The organism is Lacinutrix sp. MEBiC02404 (assembly GCF_053601575.1).
Map to the genome: position 1 here is coordinate 29853 of NZ_JBSHNV010000143.1, position 23145 is coordinate 52997.

General features: G+C 33.1%; 10 protein-coding genes. 6 read left to right on the forward strand and 4 right to left on the reverse strand.

Annotation, left to right across the window (positions count from 1 at the left end; translation table 11 throughout):
• Window positions 1-144: 144 nt before the first annotated feature.
• The 4 genes from ACVCXO_RS04680 to ACVCXO_RS04695 form a co-directional block, all read right to left on the reverse strand.
• Entirely contained in the window at window positions 145-1803 is a 1659-nt protein-coding gene (locus ACVCXO_RS04680; RefSeq protein ID WP_452228438.1) for a PQQ-dependent sugar dehydrogenase, read from the reverse strand.
• 229 nt (window positions 1804-2032) lie between these two features.
• Complete coding sequence (locus ACVCXO_RS04685; RefSeq protein WP_452228439.1) at window positions 2033-8452, reverse strand: choice-of-anchor D domain-containing protein; 6420 nt, start codon at window positions 8450-8452, stop codon at window positions 2033-2035.
• Between the two features lie 220 nt (window positions 8453-8672).
• On the reverse strand, window positions 8673-12641 hold the full coding sequence (locus tag ACVCXO_RS04690) for a M14 family zinc carboxypeptidase (protein WP_452228440.1): 3969 nt from the start codon (window positions 12639-12641) through the stop codon (window positions 8673-8675).
• Window positions 12642-12999: 358 nt separating this feature from the next.
• Window positions 13000-14925 carry a T9SS type A sorting domain-containing protein gene (locus ACVCXO_RS04695; protein ID WP_452228441.1) on the reverse strand — a complete coding sequence of 642 codons (1926 nt, stop codon included), beginning with the start codon at window positions 14923-14925 and terminating at the stop codon, window positions 13000-13002.
• A gap of 591 nt (window positions 14926-15516) precedes the next feature.
• Here ACVCXO_RS04695 and ACVCXO_RS04700 point away from each other — a divergent pair.
• The 6 genes from ACVCXO_RS04700 to ACVCXO_RS04725 all read left to right on the forward strand — a co-directional run bounded on the left by ACVCXO_RS04700 (window position 15517) and on the right by ACVCXO_RS04725 (window position 23062).
• Window positions 15517-15876, forward strand: a complete 360-nt coding sequence (locus ACVCXO_RS04700; protein WP_452228442.1) for a hypothetical protein — start codon at window positions 15517-15519, stop codon at window positions 15874-15876.
• 156 nt (window positions 15877-16032) lie between these two features.
• The gene (locus ACVCXO_RS04705; protein WP_452228443.1) at window positions 16033-17637 is read left to right on the forward strand and encodes a type I restriction-modification system subunit M; all 1605 of its coding nucleotides are present in this window, start codon (window positions 16033-16035) and stop codon (window positions 17635-17637) included.
• The gene (locus ACVCXO_RS04710) at window positions 17634-18815 is read left to right on the forward strand and encodes a restriction endonuclease subunit S (protein WP_452228444.1); all 1182 of its coding nucleotides are present in this window, start codon (window positions 17634-17636) and stop codon (window positions 18813-18815) included. Before ACVCXO_RS04705 ends, ACVCXO_RS04710 begins: the two co-directional genes overlap by 4 nt.
• A 22-nt stretch (window positions 18816-18837) precedes the next feature.
• Window positions 18838-19701 (forward strand): HNH endonuclease, encoded by an 864-nt coding sequence (locus ACVCXO_RS04715; protein ID WP_452228445.1) that lies wholly within the window; start codon window positions 18838-18840, stop codon window positions 19699-19701.
• Window positions 19702-19710: 9 nt separating this feature from the next.
• Window positions 19711-21762, forward strand: a complete 2052-nt coding sequence (locus ACVCXO_RS04720; RefSeq protein WP_452228446.1) for an McrB family protein — start codon at window positions 19711-19713, stop codon at window positions 21760-21762.
• Window positions 21763-21841: 79 nt separating this feature from the next.
• Window positions 21842-23062, forward strand: coding sequence for a 5-methylcytosine restriction system specificity protein McrC (locus ACVCXO_RS04725; protein ID WP_452228447.1), 1221 nt, complete (start codon window positions 21842-21844; stop codon window positions 23060-23062).
• The last annotated feature ends 83 nt before the right edge of the window (window positions 23063-23145 follow it).

Genomic DNA, 23145 nt, shown 5'->3' on the forward strand with positions numbered 1-23145 from the left:
TAGTTTGGGACTAAATTTTAATAGCTAATCAAATGTAATTTTTAATTCTATGAAATGCAAATAAAATCGATGAAATGCATTAGTTATTGCTTTTTTCAAGTAAATACTTTGAATATTTCATTTATAAGCGATTGTAATGCTGTATTATTTTTTGATTAGCTTTTTGGAAGCTATTTCATTGCATTGGGAGTTATATATTTTAATAAAGTATAAACCACTAGATAATGAACTTGTGTTCACCGTATCATTACTGGAAATATTACTGACTTGATGCACTATTCGTCCTTGAATGTCTATAACTTTTATGGATACTTTACTAAGCTTAGTAGTTGTAAATTTTAACTTAAAGCTATTGGTAGTAGGGTTAGGGAATAAGGAAAAACTATTTTGTAGACTTATTGTTTCTGTTCCAAGGGTTTGTCCTGTATATCTAATTTTGACAATAACTCCAGGAGTTTCATAAGTGGTTACCGATTGGTTACCTGAAGGCCCAGAAGTACCTCCACTATTATCTGTAATGGCAAAGAATGTAATGCCATCTGGCGCAGCTATAACATCTCTAAATCTAGTATCATCGGAATGAAATTCTTCATAATATTGCGATCCTCCATCTATTGGAACCAAAGCATCACCAGCAGCATTTAATTTGGCCCTATAAATAGTTCCTTTTTTTAACGCAGGAATTAAAAGAGAAGTTCCCCAATTAGGAATTAATCCGCCTTCATAAATATCTATACTTGCCGGACCAATAGTTGGCCATGTTAACCAGCTTCCTGTAGGTTGTATAGCTGCAGTACTGTTATACGTTCCAATAGGTGCTTGAAAGTTTGCTGGCATACCTGATGTTGATTCTGGTATTCCTGATTGGTTATCACAAGAAGTACTTGTAGTACATCCTGATATTGCAGAGGTATTGCAATATCGATACGCCATATCATCATAGTATCCAGCAATTTCTGGCCAACCATAATTTTTACCAGATGCAATGATATTTAATTCATCATCTGTATTTGGTCCATGTTCTGAAGAATATAGTTTACCGTTAGATCCAAAAACGATTCCTTGCGGATTTCTATGGCCTAGAGAATAGATATGACTTTGTACACCATTAAGGAATGGATTGTCAGAAGGAATAGTTCCATCTAGATTAAACCTTAAAATTTTTCCTTGATAGCTGTAGTAATTCTCGTTGTTTACTTCTGTTTGCGTTGGTAAAAATTGAGATCTAATTGGGTTACATCTATTATTAAATTGATTTGCCCCATTATCTCCAGCGGTATAGTACAATTTTAAATCGGGACCAATTTTAAGTTTCCCAGAGTTATGATCATTTCCTGCGTCTAAGTCTTCAAAAAGGGTAGTAGCACTTCCACTATCTAATTTTCCATTAGTCGTATTATAGGTATAGCGTTCAATTCTTAATTTTAGACTTCCATTGTTATACGTATACGCTAAATACACATAGTTATTGGAGGTATTAATATTGGTGTATAATTCTGGATGCACTGCCATTCCCATTAATCCGTCTTGTCCAAAATTTTGCGATACTACCGAAGTTAAATCTAACATGGTAGATTTAGTATTCATTCCATTATTCGGACTCACTTTTACTACTTTTTTTCCTGTTCTTTCTGTAATCCATAAATTACCATCGGGACCATAGACGATTGTATTTGGATACTCTAATTCATGATCTGGAGTTATGTTACTAACTGTCCATTCGGCATTATTGGTTATTGGGTTTTGTGCGGCAAGTAGTTGTATGTATAAAAAAGCACTGATAAATAGTAATGTTGTTTTCATGAATAGATTCTTTTATAGGTTTATTCTGTTCCAAATATAAGAAAATATCCCTAACAGCTCTATGAAACGCATAAAAAATACGATGAAATGCATTTTTTAACAAAATAAGCAGTGAAAAACCTTTAATGGAAAGCTGCAAGATTTGCGCTTTTAATGCATAAAAAAGCCTAAAACATAAAGTTTTAGGCTTTTACAAAGTTAGTTACTTATATGGTAGATTAGGGATCTATTATTTAACTAAAACCTTTTTAGAAATTTCACCAATTTCTGTTTTTAAGCGGATAATATACGTACCAGCACTTAGGTCTTTAGCTTTAAGTGCTATATAGTTTGTATCGATAATATCGTCATAACTATATACTTCTTGTCCTACTATATTAATAATAGAAGCTTGGTCTATTTGAATGTTTCTAGGGTTGTTTATAACCATGCTCTCTATATCGTTTGCAAAATACACATCCACATTATTTGTTTCCACTTCTTCGATACTTAATTCTTGATCGGTAAAAGTAACTTCAAAACGATCTAAATATTCACCAGCAGCTACCGTTAAAGAATACTCTGTATTACGCAAGTTATGGTATAGATCTAATGTTTTATCATGAAGGTATACTTGTAAATCTTCAGGAAAGTTAAGTAATGCATCAATTTTAAAAGTATGGATACCAGTGTTACTAATTTTTATTCCTAACGGAAGAACAACAGATTCGTCAATAGCATTAGTACCTTGAATAATAAATTTTTCATCTTCTATCATCCAGAACATATCATTCGCTTGATCATCTTTATTTATCGCATCAAAACCAAAGTCCACTAAATCTGTAGCAGAAGCATCTCTAGTAACTAATAATTGTCTTTTATAGGTATTGGAAGCGTTAAAGCTTAATCTCATTTTTAATCTATTATCGACTTCCGTAGTCACATTTTCTCTGTTAGATGCTGTTGCGCTGCTTCTTATGAAAACAGAAGAAGTACCTTCTTTTGTGAAAACGCGTTGGTTGTTATCAAAATTAATAGTACCTGTTGTATTACCAATAACGAAGAATCCTTGAGCAACAGGAATATATCTACCAGGTTCTTTCACACCTGTACCTCCAGAAGCATCTGTACCACCAGTAACGTAGTCATATTGAAGTGCTGGAGTACCACCAGATAGATTATACACTGCGTATCCACCTTGATATTCTATGGTGTTGTGCGTACCACCACCAAAATGTTCCCAGTAGTATATGGCACCAGTGGTATTGGTATTCGCTAAAATAAAGGTGTCTGCATCTACGGAAGAAGCATATGGATTACCAATTAAGTAATCATTACCGGCATTAATAGGAAGTGTTATATTTCCATTATTAGGTTTTCCTTCTACGGTATAGTTTTGTTGTAAACTTAGATTTCCGCTAGTATTTGCAACACCTTTCATGGTAAATCCTTCACCAGGAAATAAGGTTCCGGTATTTCTAATATGTTGCCAAGAGGCATAATCTTCAGAAGTTCTATTATTAAATTTCCAAATCCAGTAATTAGCAATACCAATCGGAGTACCATTAGAACCATTATAGCCCGATACAAAATTCATATTAACCGGAGCAAGCGGATTAGAACCATCTTTAAATATGTTATCATTTAAGGTATAGCTGTTATTATTCGATGTGGTGTTACTAACTCCAACAGGAGAAGACCAATAGTTATACGTGAAATAATCTTCGGTACCTTGTTGGTCTTTTTCAAGAGTACCAGCACTAGTAACATTTAGATCACTATCTTCTGTTTGAATAAGTTGTGATTCTCCTTGTAAATCTATTTTTCCATCTAAATTTAAGTAATGCGAAACCGTTAAACCGTTACCTGTACTAGAAGCATTATCTCCATTAACAGTAAGTTTGTTTGCATCTACAAATAAACCTAATACCGATCTGTTTTCATTATTTGCACTAGGCAAACTAGTATTATTCATAGTAACGTTATGATTTGTTACTACAATATTCCAGTCTATTGTTTTTGTGTTATCTACAATAGAAGCAGTTCCTGGAATGGTTTGTAGATTTCCATTTAACCAAGTTGCATTGGTATTCCAATCCCCATTTGCATTTGATATATAAGGAAGTGGCGCAGTTTGGTGATCTACAGTTCTTAAATTTTTAAGAGCACCTTGATGTCCTTTTCCAGAATTATCTTTTGTATTTGTATAGGTATATGTTGACATTGGGTAGTATCCTTCTAAATCATTCCAAGGAATTACGGCAATATCATCTTTAGTAGGAAGTATCCCATTATCTAAAAAGTATTTTCCAGAAGAAAAACTAGCATTGTCTTCAATTTCTTGATTCATAATAAATCGCAATTGGTTTGCTGTTAAAGCGGTATTCCAAACACGAACTTCATCAATATTACCATTAAAGAAACGCTCAGGATTCTCTTTGGCAGCGGCACCTATAAAGAACGAATGGTCTGTATTAGCAGGAGCGCTTCTATTTGCTGAAGTATCTGCAACACCATCAATGTATAAGGTTGCTCTTGTGCCATTGTAAATGACAGCTAATTGATGCCATTCGTTATTCGGGATTGCAACAGACGAAGTTAAGGATTGCTTAGCGCCTGAGGAATTAAACCAGGAAACATTAAATCTTCCTGTATTATTTATTCTAAAATCATAGCCTTCTGTATATCCTAATAAAAAGCCTTCTTCGTTTCTTTTTGAAAGTATAGAGGTATTATTCGATCCAGATTTTTTATTAACCCAAGCAGATACGGTAAATCCGGATGCACTTAAATCTAAATTATCATCTATATCTATATAGTTTTGATCTGCAGAGTCGAAGTATATAGAACGTTGAAAAGTACGTTCTGGTGCCCATCCAAAGGTGATATATTCGGTACCATCAAAATCATATTCAGCATATAATTTACCGCCTACTTCTTTCATTACTCTATAATCTGCCGTAGGGTCGAAAACACCTGATTGCGATATAAACATTAAATAATTTCCATCTGGTGGCGTAGCCGTTCGAACAGTACTTACAGGTATGGAAACTTCCACTTTAGGAATATCGCCATTAACTTCCACTACTTTCCAAATACGAGGAATAGCAGTAAAGCTCACTTCGGTTGTTAAAGAAGCATCAGCAATAGCAGCACTCATGTCTACGGTAATGTTCATTGGAGCTCCAAGAATATCTGCATTGTTATTACCCCACATTAAAAATTGTCTATTTGCTAAAGCAGTAGTGTTTGCAATGTTTTCTTTATTGGTTTCATGGGTACTTGTAAGTGCCATGGTAAGGAAACCACTTGTTGGTCCGGTACCATCTGCTTCATCATTTTGACTTCTGGATTGTCTTTGATCTAATAGTGAAGCGTCATCACGACCAATTCCTGCGATATCATAATTATGACCAGAATTAGTACTTGTATTCCAAATCACATTACCTTGAGAGTCTATGTAATTTGCATCGTTTAAGCGATGATCTGATAAGGTACTTGTGTCGTCTTGTAATGTTACTCCGTATTTTACCGCTAAATAACTTTGTATTTTTTGTTGATTAATAGCAGAATTAGGCGAGGTATACGATATGATTTCGCTAATCATTCCGTTCATTTGTGAAGATGTTCTTCCTGCAAGGCTACTTCTTCCTACTCCTAATAAATATTGTAAGTTATTGAATTCATTAAAATTTAAATCGGCGTTGTTACCCGCTTTTCCAGTGGTATTATCAATACGTTTTCCGTTTTTATAAATTTCGGTAGAAGTACCAGCTGCATTTGTTTTCACATTTACAATTAACGGGTGATTGCTATACGTGTCAGAAGTTGTAGAATACGATCGTCCGTAAGAGGTTTCATTTGGTGAACCTGATTGTGGAAAGGAACTAATGGTATGGGATAGGATTTCATTATCATATCTTGCAGAAGTACTTCCCATTCCTAAACCTGTAGCATCTTCGTGATATGCTTCGTCAGAGAAACGACCTCCAATAACAAATTCTCTTCCTGGTGATAAATCACCAGTATCTGTAGCTATCTCATCATCACTTCTAAAAACAGCATAGTAATCTTGAGCAAAATAACCACCTTTCCCTTGCATGTATTCTAAGTTGTTATGATTAAAATCGGCAACAGGGTTGTAATTCATATTGCGACTACCATTATCTCTAAAAGTAGGAGCTAAAGTAGTAGAAGCATAGGCATCCTCTTTATCTAAAGTGGTATCATAAGCTTGATCTTCCCAGTTTGTTAATTTGTTTCCATCGGTTGCTGTAATACCAACATTAGATTTTAACCATAACCTTAAGTTATTCGTAATATTGGCAGGAGCAATAGAAGCATCAGATAATGCCGAAATCGGGTTTGCTTCAATTAAAACATTGTCAAATGCAACACCTTCTTTAGTACTACTAGCATCGGATCTAAATTGGACTCTAAATCTAACATTAGCTATGTTTGAAAACGTAGCGTTAGATAACTCTATAGATGCTCTTTCAAATTGACTATGTGGATCAAACGCAGGAGTAGCTGTATGGCCATCATCATTCCAACCATCAGAACCTAATGCGCTAACATTATCTTGGTACCATTTTGTACCATCACCACTAGAACCTAAAGTGGTAAAAGCACCATTATTAATAGAGTATAGAATACGCATACCATCGGTATTGTTCTGGGTGTTGTATTTAAGATCTATACTAAATTTTAAATCTTTTAATCCCGATAAATTAATAATCGGACTTTGTATTTCAATATCGGTATTGTTGTTATAATTCGCATAGCTTGAATTTCTCCAGAAAGAACCTTCAGCCATTTCATCTGTAGTGGTAAAACTATCTGTCCAAACCCAAGAATCATTGGTTGTCGTTACATTTGTCCAAGCCCCATTATTAGCATCAAAATTCTCATAATAGGCAGTATATAATGGCGGAACACTGTTTGCTGCTCCTTCTACTGTAAATGTGTACGGATTTTCATTACTGTCATTATTATTTACGGTTATTACCGAAGTAGTTGTTCCAGCTGCTGTTGGAGCAAATTGTACTGTAAATGTGGTAGATGAACCAGCTGCTACTGTAGTTGCTGGTGCTGTTATAATGGTAAAAATACCATTACTACTCGTTACGGAGCTGATGTTTAAAGTAGCCGTTCCTAAATTTTCAATAGTATAGGTACGTACTCTTGTATTTCCTACAAAGGTATCTCCAAATTCTGTGTTATCTGTGGTGGAAGGCGTAGTATCTCCATCATTGATGGTGTTACCATTACCTGTAATATTTATTTCTGGTTGTGGCGCATTTCCAGTACCTTGTACTCTAAAATTATAAGGGTTTTCGTTACTGTCATTATTAGCTATAGAAATGTTTGCCGTAACCGTACCTCCAACAGTAGGAGCAAAGCGTACTACAAAAGTTCTACTACTACCAGCAGCAATCGTATTTCCTCCAGGTTGCGTTACGATGGTAAATGCAGCATTACCTGTTATGTCTACTAAAGGCGTACCTCCTGTTAAGTTTAGAGGTAACGTTCCAGTATTATGTATCGTAAATGTATGATCTGAAGTAGCACCTGTTCCTACAGTACCAAATTCTGTGTCATCTGTAGCTACAGGTGTGATATCTCCATCATTTATGCTGTTACCATTACCAGTAATATTGATTTCTGGTTGTGGAGAAGAGGATGTTACATTTATGGTATAATCTTCTACTTCGCCATCAAATCCTGTATCACAACTATCAGCAGAACCACCATATCTTGTAGAAACTCGCATTCTCGTATTGCCTAATGTAGCACCTAATGGAACTGTTATAGCTAAGGGGGATTGTGAAGTAGCTCCGTTATTAGAATTAGATCTAGTACCTAAAAAATATGCTTCTCCAGTATCATCAAAATCTAAATCTTGATTCCAATCTATCCAAACATTGGTATATGTAGTATAATTTCCATCTGTATTTGCATTAACCGTTAAGTTATAGGTGTTTCCTTGATTAACAGTAGTAGATATACTTGTATAATCGGAATAATCGTTGTCTTCATTAGGAGTAGCATTATTGATTGTATTAAAAACAACTAATCGTGTTCCTGTATTGAAATTATCTGATTCATTTCCATTGGAAGTACAATAATTAGGTGTTCCTGTAGTTCCTTCAATACGTATATCATCCCACACAGCCCATTCATTTGTTTGATTACATCTACCAATAAATCGAATGGCAGAATTGTTGGAAAAAGTGTAGCTACCGCTATCTATACTAACACTAAAAGAAGTGCTCGTATTATTATAATCTGTCCCTTTTCTAAACTGTCTTAATGTTGTCCAAGAAGAACCATCATAATATTGTAAATCATAACCATCTCCATTTTCTTGATTACCACTATTCACATTACAAAAAGAAATAGTAATATCTGTATATGGTGAGAAGTCATAATTAGGAGAAGTCATTTTTGAGCTAGTGTCAGAATAATAATCATAAAAGGTATAAATAGCACCATAATTGGTACAGCTACTAGCATTATAGTTTCTACCAGCGCGGGAACCTCCATCTGTCCAACCTTCCAAGCCACCACCAAAAGTGTGGTCAGCAATAGTAACTTGAGCGAACGTTAAAGTAGTAGCAAGTAAGGATAAAAGCAGATATAGCTTACCTAGTAAAGTAATATTTTTCATAAGTAGATTAATTTTAGTTTGGGACTAAATAATTAAGGTTACAAATATAGACGAAACATCTTTAAAGCGCAAATTTATTCGACGAAATGCATAATTATGATGTATTTAATTACTGAAATGTTAATTTATGGGATTGGATTTTGTTAGAATAAGTTTCTAATTTTATAAAAAAAAGCTGAATCCTTAGATTCAGCTTTTTTTTATACTTTATAGTGATGGATTAGTTTTTAATTAATCTTTTGGTAACTGTTGTTCCATTTTCAGTATTGCGTATTTTTATGAAATATGGCGCTTGTTCTAATTGTTCTAAATTGTTTACTTTAATAGTTCCTTGCAAACAAGATTTTCTTTGTGTTAAAACAACACGACCATTTAAGTCATAGATATTTATTTCAAATTCGCTATTATTTAAATTAGAGGATAGGTTAATGGTTACATTCGTGTTGAATGGGTTTGGTTTTATAATTACATTATCGGAATTGAAATTAGCAATAGATAAAGCATTATCATTTACGGTTACTATTGCCGTGCAATTAGAACTGTTTCCGTTTACGTCTACTACTGTAAATGTTACCGTATTATCACCAGTGTTTCCTGAATTAAAAGAAGATGGTGTTACTGAGAAACCAGTTAGTCCGCAATTATCTGAAGAACCATTGTCTATTTGACTTGCAGTAATACTTGCATTTCCGCTGGCATCTAATTCTATCGTGATATCTTTTGTTACACATAAAGGATCGATAGAATCTGCTACAGTTACTGTGGCAGTACAAGTATCTGTTTGGTTATCTGCATCGGTAACTGTAAGTGTCACATTTACTGGAGTACCCACATTACTACAATCAAAAGTACTAATATCGATACTGTAATTTGTAATGGCTACGTCATCTGTAGAACCGCCATCCACATCTGCAGCAACAATTGTTGCATTTCCAGTAGCATCTAATTGTACGGTAATGTTTTGACAAACAGCTGTTGGCGCTACTAACACTGCAGGTTCGTCTGCAGTAATACTAATATTATCAATAGAAATATCACTGGTGTAATTTGATCCTGTAAGACCGTAGAAACGTAGCTTTATGGTTTGATCATTGTAATCAGATAAATCTACAGTTTCTGTTATCCATGGATCACTATTAGCATTTTGATTGGGATGGTTACCAGTTCTTGTAAATTCAGTTGTGTACGTCACACCATTATCTATACTTACTTCAAGAGTAAGTGTACCCATATTTGCGCCAAACATGTGATAATCGAAAGTTAATTCCGAGTTTTCCATTCCATTTAATTGTATGCATGGACTAACAAGATAAGCCTCTTTTTCATTATTTGCACTAGAAGATTCTGTATACATATAAAATGATCCATCTGAAGCTGCGCTTGGTCCAGTAGTGTTAATTGGATTTGAGCCCGTGTTTGATGGTGTTAAACCTGAGAAACGTGTCCAATCTATTTCGTTTGAAGCACCTTGACTCCACAAGCCTAAACCACTTTCAAAACTTTCGTTGTACGGAAATACAGAAACTACATCTCCAATACATTGTGAGATGGTAAAGTTTTCCGAATCACTATATGCCGAAGTACTAACCGCACATCTAGTACGTACCTGCACTTCATAATCATTAAAAGTTAATCCTGTAATAGTATATGTAATATCATTTATATCTGTAGCCTCTGTCCAGTTTGGATCTCCAACTACGCGGTATCTTACATCGTAGGTAGCCGATGGAATAGCATCCCAAGTAACTGTTGCAGTACTTGTTGTTAAGTTAGATACTGCTAAGCTAGTAGGTACCGTTGTTTCACAAGGAATTTGAATACCAATTACTTTAAAGTCATCAAAGGTAAAACCTTCAAAATCCATATTATAATAGGTATCATTTCTATTATTGCTATCTGTTTTAAATTCAAATCTTAAATAAACCGTACTTTGATTGTTTAAAAAGGAATTATCTGTGGCATCGATTACAATTTCTTCCATGTTCCATCTTTCTTGCGTATCTCCATCATAAAGCGGTTCATAGTCTGGTTGAAAATTATTATTTGTACCAGATTTATTAGAATAGTTATTATTATCATCTGGAGCTCCTGGTTTTGTTAGTTTTCCACAAAGTGGTGTCCATGTTGTTCCGTTTGTAGAACCTTCTAATTGTACATAATCAAAACTACGCTCTAAATCCCATTTAGCATAGAACTGAATAACTGTTTTAGCGTTTCCAGTTACATCTAGAGAACCATTCATTTGAATATGTTTAGTATCATTACTTGCATAAGTACCGCCATTTGTTGAGGTAATAGCTGTGCTAGAGTATGCATCGGATGTAGTATACCAAGTACCTGTAGTTTGTGACCAATTAGATAAAGCATTTCCATCAAATAAAACAGTAGGAGAGTAGTGTTTTACAATGTTTGCTTCATATAAAACATTATCGGAAGCATTATCATTAGTAAGCGTTACTTTGAATTCAATTTTGTCATTTAATTGAATTGCAGGATCTAATGTATAGCTTATATTCACATTATTTTGTTGTAATACAGGCATTCCTGTTTGCGTGCTTGGTGCGCCAACCGTTAATATATTTGCAGAAATAGGCGTAACCGTTACTGTAAAATCACTAGCCGTTTGTCCTAAATTTTCAACAGCAAATTTTAAATCCCCATTTAAAGAAATAATATCACTTTGATTAAAGTCATGTAATTTCGCATATTTACCACTATAGTAAGCGGCTAAAAAATTCATTCGCATAGCACGTTTTGCTATGTGCACAAAGTTGGATGGTTGTGGCCAAAAGCCTCCATATGAACCACCTGTACCTTCAGACGATAATCCATTTTCTGGAGTCCAAGACAAGGTGTTTTTTCCAGAACCTGTTCCTGTAGCTGTACCATTTGCGCTTGTTCCGGCAGGGCCTCCAAGCATCCAGTCATTCATGTTACCACTATTAAGAGAAGTCACATTGGTACTTGGGCCATGCATATATCTATTATAATAAGACATGTCATGGTTATACTTAGCGTATTCGTCTGGTCTTGGGTTTGTTTGGTTCACACCAGCATAGGCGTGAAGCATTGCGTTTTTATACGAGTGATGGTTTAAAGCTAGTTTAAAATCATGGTCTAAAAAGAAATCACGCATAATTTGTGTTTCGTTTTCAGAAAATGGTCCAGTTCCCATATAGGTATCATTACACGCTGACGCGGAAGAACCGCCATTACCCCAATAATAAGCAGAGTTTCTATTTAAATCAATACCATTTAAATAGGTACTACAAGAATTAGATCCCGTTGTATTTCTATTTTTACGTTGACCACCACCACCATCTGGAGCTACGGTTTGGTTGTATACAAAACCATCTGGATTTAATACTGGTATAAAATATAACTCTTGGTTGTTTATTAAATTCTGAATTGCAGGATCTGTAGCATAGTTTTCTAAAAGATACCACATAAAATATAACTGATTCATTACTGTCGCTGCCTCTCTAGAGTGAATAAGCGATTGGTATAAAGTTTCCGGTCTGTTAGGATTATCTACATTTGGGTCATTAGAAATTCGAACATAATAAACTTTTCTTCCTTCAAAAGTAGTTTGTTTATTAGCGGCGATATTGGATTCACCAGAAACTAAAGATGCATCCGATTTTACCGAAATAAGTCCCGGATATTGTGCTCGCATAGCATCTAATTCATCTAAAACCATTTGGTACGTTAAACAACCACCAAAGTGATTGGTTTCGGAAGGATAATTTGCCGCATTATTTAAATGCCAATTTGCAGGTACCGCCCAATCTATTTCTTCGCATTCGCTATATTGTCCTACATTATTTAAAACTTCATCTACACTGTAAGAGCGATAGGAAGCTGCAGTAGCTTTCATTTGTTGTAATTCTCGAGTAGCTCTTGGTAAATCTGCTATAGCTCTTTGGCTGTAAAAAGCAACCATATCTTCTATCAATACCGTATATGGAATACCTCTAGCGGTTAATTTATCTAATTGATATTGCGTTAACTCAATATCCATAGTGTTGTTTCTTATAATAACACCACAGGTAAGATCAATACCTTCATCGTCTAATTGTTGTATTGCATTTGGCGTAGCAGTAATACTAACTTTTTTATAAGTTTCTTGAGCGTAGGTTAGCTGTGTAACCAACAGTAGCAATAAAGCTACAAACGTAATTTTTTTCATCAGGATTTGGGTTTGAGAAATTGAATGTTTCATTAATTATGGCGCTAATATATATAATTTTTTAATAAAACATCCTTGAAATGCAAAAAAACCCGACAAAATGTAATATTTAACATTTTATTGTTTCTTAAAAATGGAAAAGCCAGTATGTTTATACTGGCTTTTCTTGGATATAAAAAAGAGGTTATACGACTTGTTTACAGTTTTTTATGGTTTTTTTAATTCATTGTTACCTTCTTGCAAAGCGTTATAATCTTATGCTTTGCGAAAATTCACAGAATTAGAAAATAAACATTAGAGATGCTTTTTAAGGATATGCTTATTTTTACAGATATTGCAATTCATGGTATAAGCGATTTTACCTCTTCAGGATTTGTTTTGTTAGTACTTTACTTTTATTATAGTCTAAAAACTGAAGGATATATAATCCCGTAGGAAAACTAGAAAGGTCTATTTTACCTATGTTTTTATTAAAAAGGTACTTTCCAACGTGTTGTCCGATTGCATTAGATATTAGTACTTCCGATATGTTTTTTGAAGCTTTAAAGTGTATAAAATCTGCTGTTGGATTTGGATATACAAATAAAAGGTGTTCGCTTTCTATAGCATTTGTGCTTAATGTATTGTCTGTAATTTCAATGTTTCTTGTGGTGCTATAGTATCCATTCGGATAGGTGGCAGAAGTTGGTCCAAAAGAATAGGTAACCACATAAGTACCTACTAAGGAGTTGGAAGTATCTATTTCTCCGGTATTCTCATTTATAGTTAATCCTGCTGTGCTTGTAAATTGTCCGTCAGAAACACCTTCTATACTTGGTATGGGATCGCTATCGGTTACATCATAGGTAGCAGCACTATAATTGTAAATGGTAAAGTCATTATAATGGGTGTCTATATATTCTAATACCACATGCGCATAATCTATAGCAAAAGGTTCTAAAGTGCTACCAACATCGCGTACCCGTCTATTTACCTCGGTCATAATACCATCCACGGTACCGCCACCACCAAGACCATCGCTTGTTGCAGGTCCAGAACCATGACGTTCGTTATTGTAATAAAATCCACTAAAGTAATTACTATTATTTGGTGCTGCATCGTTACAACTTCCGCTTCCACTAAAATTACTTGGTGTTGCTCGGTAGCCGTTAGTTCCATCTCTTCCGCAGCCAGGATAATTCTGACTTGCATAAAAGGTGCCTGGTGCATTATGAAATAAAGCCCCTAAGCTATTTGTGCCTCTTACCAATTCCTCTTGGGTATAATTATTTAGATTATCGGCAACCAAACTGGTAATAGAAGTACCAGAAATGGTGTTTAAATGGTTGGTTGTGCTATTGGTTAAATCGGTACGCGAGATTCTATATCCGATTTCTATTCTTGGTGTGGTATGACTTTGTCCGTGTAAATCAATATACAAACCTTTACCATAATTAGCCTCTACCGAAGCACTAGCAGTATCTAGAAAACTATGAAAAGCATTCCAATAATATAACGCTTGATTGGTGTCGGAAGCATTGGTGTTACTACTACATGTAGCTTCAGAAACTTCACGATTAGGATCTAGTTTAATTCTATTTAAATTATTAATAACCACATGCGCATAGCCACCTGTTTGTGCAAAAATTTCATCTTGAATGGCGCGAATTAAAATTGCCGTATTATCATCTGGCTCTGTAGTACCGCAAGTTCTGTTTGGTAAAGATCCAGAAGTAATGGTTCCGCCATGCGGTGCAGATATAATTATAGGTAAGTTACCATGTATATATTCAATGTAATTATTTCCGCTTCCGTCAAACTCTGAAATTCCAGGAGCAAGCGGAGTAGGAGGTGCAGGATCTTCCACCGCAAAGTTTAATGTTTCTGTTACTTCTACATTGGTTCCGCTAGTACTAAAAACACCATCAAAAGTTAATATGGAAATACCATCTACTGTAATGGTCATGTTTCCGCTACCATTCCAGCCATCTCCATAAAAGTCATATACCTTTACATAATATCCCGTTCCGGCTGGGCTATTTGCGTTATTGGTTAAACTAACATATAGTTGCGAAGTGTTATAAGGATTTGCAGCAACTCCTGTGCCATCATAGCCATTATCGATTACTGGTGCAATAAGCGTATCGTCTCCGGTAGCTATGGTGCCATTGGAATTGTAGAGTTCTACTTTGTTTTCTGTAGACCATTGTGGCCAATCTACTGTTATAGTAACATTGGATGTTTGTGCTTGAATACATGTTATTGTGCAAAAGAATAGGCTAAAGAGTAGTAGGCTTCTTTTCATGATTTGGAGTTTTATATTTTAAGTAAAAATATTATATTTTATCTCGCTGACTAATATATACTAATTTTTATCATAACATCTGTAAAACGCAATAAAAACCGATAAAAAGCATTAATATATCTGTTAAGATATGAAAACAGTGTTTGTTAATGGAAGTGTTTTTATAAGAATGGCGAATGAGATTTGTGTTCCTGCGTTCTGATTTATGCTATTAATAAGAAATTTTAAAAAGGTTAGATTCTGTGTATTCTTAGGAATTACCTACTAAATATTAGCGTCGTTTAGGTCTAGAAAAGGAGATGCAGGAAAGTCTTTTTTTAGTGTTTTATAGGGTATAAAAGTCGGTTGTAAAAAGGATGTATCTACACGAAGTATGCATGGACTATCTACGGAGTATCTACGGAGTATCCATGGACTATCTATATCTTGTTCTTTGGAATGCTGGGGATTTGATTTGATATTCTAGTACCAGTGGTTTGTAGGGTTTCTTTTAGTAGGTATTATATTTTAGGTGTTTACGGGTTTCCGTAAGGATATGTGTAGGAATGGCGTTAGGTTTGAGGTGCTATTCCTCTATTTTAATTATATACAATGAAAAACCTTTTACTCAGCCTAGTATTTCTAATATCTACTTTAACTACATACGCACAATCCTGTCAAGAAATGATAGATTTTGTAAAAGCGGAAAGTTATGGTACCACATATAATAGTTATACCAGCGAAGTGATCTCTAAAGTAACCTTTTATAATGTTTTTATAGAGTATCAAACCTATTACTTTGCTATTGTGTGTTTTAAAAAAGAGTATAGTTATGGTTGCAGTGAATATATTTATCAGGTAGCATCCAATACCAAATCAAACTACTCCATGTATTATTTAGATAGTGCAGGGAAAGCATTTTGGAAATACATTCAGCCCTATAATGAAAACCTAAACTGTGCATCTAATTAATTTGGTAAAACAACCGTTTTTTCGATGTATTACCTTTTTAGTTTTTAAAAAGGTTATATATTGGAATCTCCTTTTAAATGAAGAAAATAGAACTATTTAATAGCCAGTCTTATTAAGATTGTTATTGCTAATTAAGCTTTTACTGAAATAAAACACATGACCCAACATAATATAAAACAATTAGAAACCGAACTTTGGGACGCAGCCGATGATCTTAGAGCAAACTCTAAATTAACAGCAGGCGAATACAAAGACCCATTATTAGGTTTAGTACTCTTACGTTTTGCACAAAACAGATACGAAGATGCTAAGGTTGAAGTACAAAACAGCTTACCAATAAATCCGCGTACAGGAAAAAAACGAGCAGCCAATAAAGACGATTTTGCAGGACAAGGCGCTATGTTTATTCCCGAAAAAGCAAAGTATGATTATTTAGCAGGTTTGCCTGAAGGCGAAAACATAGCCGAAGCCATTAACAATGCCATGAAGCTTATTGAAGCCGAATATCCAGATTTAGCGGGTATTTTACCAAAAAGCTACCAAGAGTTTGATGATAAACTATTGCGCGATTTGGTACGTGTTTTTAATAAAGACGCTGTAAAACATGCCAAAGGCGATGTATTTGGACGTATTTACGAGTTTTTCTTAATGAAATTCTCTATGCAAGGCGCAGGTGCACAAGAAGGTGGTGAGTTTTTTACACCACCATCTTTAGTAAACCTTATTGTAAACTTTATACAACCCAATCACGGAATTATTCACGATCCTGCTTGTGGTTCTGGTGGTATGTTTGTGCAAACCGCACATTTTATAAAAGACCATGAAAACAAAAGCGTTAACGAGGCGATTACCGTTTATGGTACAGAATTAAAAAGTAACAACACCCGTTTGGCAAAAATGAACCTTGCCATTCATGGTATAGAAGGAAAAATTATAGAAGCCAATAGTTTTTATAACAATCCACATCACTTAACAGGAAAGTGCGATTTTGTCATGGCAAATCCGCCGTTTAATGTTGATAAAATTGATGCCAAAAATAAGTTTTTAGCAGACGACGAACGTTTGCCATTTGGCGCGCCACTTACAGGAAAAGGAACCATTAGTAATGGTAACTATTTATGGATGCAATATTTTCATTCTTATTTAAACGAAACAGGACGCGCAGGTTTTGTTATGGCAAGTTCTGCGACTGATGCTGGAAATGCTGAAAAACTAATAAGACAAAAACTAATTGAGTCTGGAGATGTAGAATGTATAGTAGCTATAAGTAATAATTTCTTTTACACACGTAGTTTACCTTGTCATGTTTGGTTTTTTAACAAAGGAAAAAAAGCCGAAAACAAAGACAAAGTTTTAATGATAGATGCGCGTAACACCTTTAAAAAAGTAAGCACAACTATTAATGAGTTTAGTGACGACCAATTAGAAGGTTTAACTGCTATTATGGATGCTTTTAGAACTAACGAACCGTCATTGCGAGGAACGAAGCAATCTCACGAAGCCAACGAAAACCAATGGCTAACCCAACACTTCCCAGACGGAAAATACCAAGACATAGAAGGCTTATGTAAAATAGCTTCTCTAGAAGAAATTGCAGAGCAAGACTACAGCCTAACACCAGGACGCTACGTTGGTGTTAAGATTGATATTGACATGGATTTTGACTACAAAAGTAGAATGCAAGAAATCCATACCGAATTAGCACAACTAAACACCGAAGCCAATAGTTTAATGGAACAAATTCAATCGGTTAAGTTATGATGGAAGGTTGGGATAAAGTAGAATTGGGTGATATATGTGCAATCAAAGGAGGTAAAAGACTTCCCAAAGGACATGAATTATTAGAAGAAGAAACTAATCACAAATACATTAGAGCAAGAGATATAAAAAATGGTAAAATCAATTTTGATCAACCTGTTTATATTAATGAAGAAACATTTAATATAATATCTAGATATATAGTCAATAAAGGAGATGTTATTATTACAATAGTTGGTGCTAATATTGGTGATACAGCTTTTGTAACGGATGAGTTTGATTTAGCTAATCTGACTGAAAATGCGGTTAAATTAATTTCAAAGAGTGATAAAGTTGATTCATTGTTTTTGAAATATGCTTTAGTGCCTGATTATATGAAGTATTATTTTCAGACTGTAGCTTCAGGAGCAGCTCAAGATAAGTTAGGGATTTATAAGATTAAAAAAATTAAAATCAATCTTCCACCACTAAAAACCCAACGCAAAATAGCATCTATTTTATCTGGGTATGATGATTTAATAGAAAACAACCTAAAACGCATTAAATTATTAGAAGAACAAGCACAACAAACCTATGAAGAGTGGTTTGTACGTTTTAAGTTTCCTGGTTATGAGAGTGTGGAGATTGATGCGGTTAGTGGTTTGCCTTTTGGGTGGGAGAAGAATAAATTAGATGAATTCACAAATGTTTTAAAAGGAAAAAACATAACGAAAGCTACAATAGTGAAAGGTAATGTTCCTGTTGTAGCAGGAGGTTTAAGTCCAGCTTATTATCATAACAAACCTAATACGGTTAATCCAGTTATAACGGTTAGTGCATCAGGTGCAAATGCAGGTTTTGTAAATATGTATTTAGAAGATGTTTGGGCTTCAGATTGCTCGTTTATTGATTCGAAAATGACCGATCATTTATTCTTTGTCTATTGTACACTAATAAATCAACAACAATTAATTTATCATTTACAAAAAGGAGCTGCACAACCACACGTTTATCCCAAAGACTTAAAAAAGGTTGAAATAATAGTTCCTTCAAGTAATATTTTACAAAAATTTGAAAATTTGGCTTCTAATAACTTTAATGCCAAAAGAAGTTTATTTAACCAAAACCAATATTTAAAAGAAGCGCGAGATATTTTGTTACCACGTTTAATGAGTGGTTTGGTGGATGTTGATAGTTTGTAAAAAAGAATAAATGAAAATGAAAATGAAAAAGAATAAAGAAAAAATGAAAGAAATTAAAACAGAATTTGATGCAGCTTTAAATTATGGTTTTGATAAAGTTACTGGTCTGGTGGGATTATTAATAGAATCTGGAGGAGGAAATAATAGAAACCCTGATCACACAATATTATTCAGAGATATTTTAAGTAAACTTAAAAAAAATAATTCACATAATGTATCTATTTATATAGCAGCGAGTAAAACAAAGGCTAACAATTATCCGGATAATAATTATCGAATGATAAAATTTGAAAATCAAACTGAATTTAATTTTAGAAATATTGATTTAGCCAAATTTATGTCTAATGCAAATGACGAGATCAGAGAGAAAGGAAAAGTAGATCCAAATAGTTTAAATGGGTCAATACATAAAAAAATACTTATCACTTCAGACTTAAATGAAAATGATTGGAATGAATTGTTTGGAAATATTTCTACGAATCAAATTGTAGTTCAAGAGCTCATCAATAATCAAAATGAAGAAGATCTAGAATACACTTATCAAAAAATAAAAAAACGTTTGGGCCAATCTAAGTTTAGAAAAGAACTTTTAAAGGCTTACAATAATACTTGTGCTGTAACTGAATGTGAAGTTTTAGATATATTAGAAGCAGCGCATATTCAGCCTTATAACGGAGCGCACACAAGTATAGTAACAAACGGGATATTATTACGCTCAGACATCCACGATTTGTTTGATCTGTATAAAGACGAAAAAAGATTGATTACTATTTCTGCTGACTTTAAGATTGAAGTTCATTCTTCTTTAATAGAATCGGAATATTGGAAGTATAATGGTAAGGAAATACAATTGCCAAAAAATGAAAGTGATTATCCTGAATTTTGATTAAATATTATGAGTTTTAAAATATTAAAAATATCGCACGGAACAGGTTTTTTCAATTATGATGATCATTTATTAATGATTAATAAAAATTTGGCTAGTGTTCATCCTAATACGGCTGCCAAAGGAACATCTTCTCAATCTCAGTTTGATAATTTTATAACAGCTAAAAAAGGTGATCTGATTTTTATTTGTCGTTCTAACGAATCTGTTGACTTAATTGGAATGTTCAAAGACGAGAGACCTTTATACTCTTTAATTCAGAATCATTATGATCAAGAATGGGTTGATCGTGAATTTGTTATTTTATTTAATGCAAAGCAAAATAAAAATCATCACAAAGGGAGAGAAAAGTGGTGGTTACCAGGTGATAATTCAACTTGTAATGAGGTTAAATCTAATGAGTTTAATATTCTTGAAGAATATATTTTATTGCCTGTATTTGGTAAAAAAATAGAAGAATTAAAAACAAGAAGAAGCGATGAACTGTTAAAATTGGAAATGAAAATTGATGATATTACAAATCTTCAAGTAAAATTTGATGAATTGTATAACGATGATTTAAAAATATTCGAAGTTGTAAATGGGTTAAGCCAAATTGAAAAGCTGAAAGTGTTTTATGATTATGGAAGCAAAGGTAATGTAGATAGTCAACCAGTGGTTTTACTTAGAAAAATAATAATAAAACACCTTGTTGAAAATAAAGAACCGCTTACAAAGCAGAAAGTAGATGAATTAAAAGTAGAAGTTGGAAGTAAGTTTGAAAAGAATGTATTCCATGCTTGGAGTTCTTATTTTAGAGTTTTATATCCATTTTATTATGAAAAATATAAAACTAATGTGGTAAAATTCGTTGAGGATTTTATTGAAAAAATCAGAAAGGATTTAAAAATAAAAGATTTTACTAAAAAGAATATTGTTCATTTTGATGGGGCACAAAACCAAGGCTTCAATCGTATATGGTTCGCAATCTATAATTCTAGTCACAAAAATCAAAAGTCAGCCAAACAATTATTTTTTTCTATCGAAAATAATAGTTTTAGATATGGTTTACTTTCTCTTAAAAATCCAAAACTGAATCAATTATCCGGTTCTAAAAATTTTGATTATAATGAAATTCTTAATATTTATAGGACGTTTATTGAGGAAATAAAAAATGATGATATTACTAAATTTAAAGAAATGAATGATTTAAAAGAATTATTAGAATATAAAAAACAAATCATTCTTCAAGGTGCACCAGGAACAGGTAAAACTTACACTTCTAAAAATCTTGCAGAATATATGGTGTTTGATAGCATAAGTAATGATAAAAGAGTACAAGCAAAACTCATTGCCGATTCTAAACAGATTGATTTAATTCAGTTTCACCCTGCATATACCTACGAAGATTTTATACGAGGAATTGTTACAGAGCCAATTGAAGACAAAATAAATTATGTTTCTAAAGATAAATTATTTTTAGAAATGGTAAATAAAGCAAATAATGATAGCGAGAATCCTTACATATTAATCATTGATGAAATTAATAGGGCTAATTTGTCATCCGTTTTAGGAGAGTTGATTTATGGTTTAGAATACAGAAACGAACCTTTTAAGTCGATGTATGCAACTAAAGAAGGGATTTATGAAATCACTATTCCCAATAATTTGTATATTATCGGTACAATGAACACAGCTGACAGAAGTGTAGAGCATATAGATTACGCTTTGCGAAGAAGGTTTGCTTTTTATGATGTTCTGCCTCAGAACTTCGACATAGAAAATTTTCAATCTGAAGAATTTAAAAAGGTATCTCAATTGTTTGTAAAAGAAATAAAGGAAACAACCGATGAGTTGGAAGCTTCGGAACATTTGAGTTTAGAATTCCAAGACAGACCTCAAGATATTTGGTTAGGGCACAGTTATTTTTTTAGAAAAGAAAATGTAGATTTTAGTTTACAGATAAAATACGAGATTGTTCCCATTTTGCAAGAATATGTAAAAGATGGAATTCTTAATAATACAGAAGATGTAAAAAAAATAATTCAGGATTTATTAAAGTATCAAGATGCCAATACTTAGGATAAGAGAAAATTTTGTTTCAAACATACATGGTTTAGGTTCGATCATTAATTATGAATCGAAGTGGAAAACTCATTTAATGAATTGTGTTGAAAGCAAAACGGAATTTAACATTAAGTGCAATAAAATTAATGAAGAAATCAATTGTATTGAATTAAGGAAAAATGGCAATGAATTACATTTAAGAACCTCATATTTAATAGGAATGGATTATTTGGTAAATAATATTCCTTTTATTGTTGAACCAAAATTTGAGGATGAGAAAAAGGATTTCTCTGTCAATTTTTATGATATTCTATTCAAAAGTTTACCTTTTGTAAAAAGCAATGAAGATATTTCAGATCTCTATTTTGTTGACTTTTCAAAGCCAACAATAGAAATTAATCAACAAGATGATTTTCTTACACCAATTCTTATTATTCAATTTATTACTTATTTGGATAAAATATGTCACGCTGGATTGCAAAAAGGATATTACTGGATTGAAGAAAATCTAGACAATAAAGTAAAGGGAAAAATTTTAGTAAAGAATACCATCAAATACAATCATCTAAAGGCAAAATATACGAAAACGTATTGTAGGTATCAAGAATTTGGAATTAACACATCTGAAAATCAGTTTCTAAAATACACATTTCAATTTTGTTTAAATTATTTGAATCAATTTAAAAAATTAGAGTTAATAAATAATTTAGAAAGTAAATTGGGTTTTATTAGAAGTACATTTCAAAAAGTAAGATTAAATTTGACATTGAGAAACGAAATTGTTATCAAAAAAAATCCACTTTTCCCACAATATGAAAATGCTTTAAAACTTTCAAATTTGATATTAAAAAGAAACTCTTTTAATATTACTAATACTACAAACAAAACTGTAGCTACTTATCCATATTGGATAAATATGAGTAAACTATTTGAAATTCATGTTTTAAGATTACTTCGTACTGAATTTAAAGAGGGAGTTTATTTTCAAAAAGAATATGCTGGCAGAATTCCAGATATCGTTATCAATCGAGCTGACTTCAAAGCCATAATTGATGTAAAATATAAACCTTATGCAGAAAAATCAATAGATATCGAAGACATTAGACAAGTTGCCGCTTACGCAAAGATGAAGCCTATCTTTAAAGAATTAAAACTTAAACCTAAAAATGTTTTAGATGCAGTTATTGTTTATCCAAAAGTTAATAGCAAAAATGTAAATATGAATAAAGAAACATTAAATAAAAAACAAGAATTAACAAATTATTTCAATATTTACGCATTAGATGTAGCAATCCCAATAATCAGTAAACCCTAACATTATGAGCTACAAATATTCAAAACACGCTTTAATAGTACAAGTAACACATGCTATTTTAAAAAATCACAACTCAATTAGTG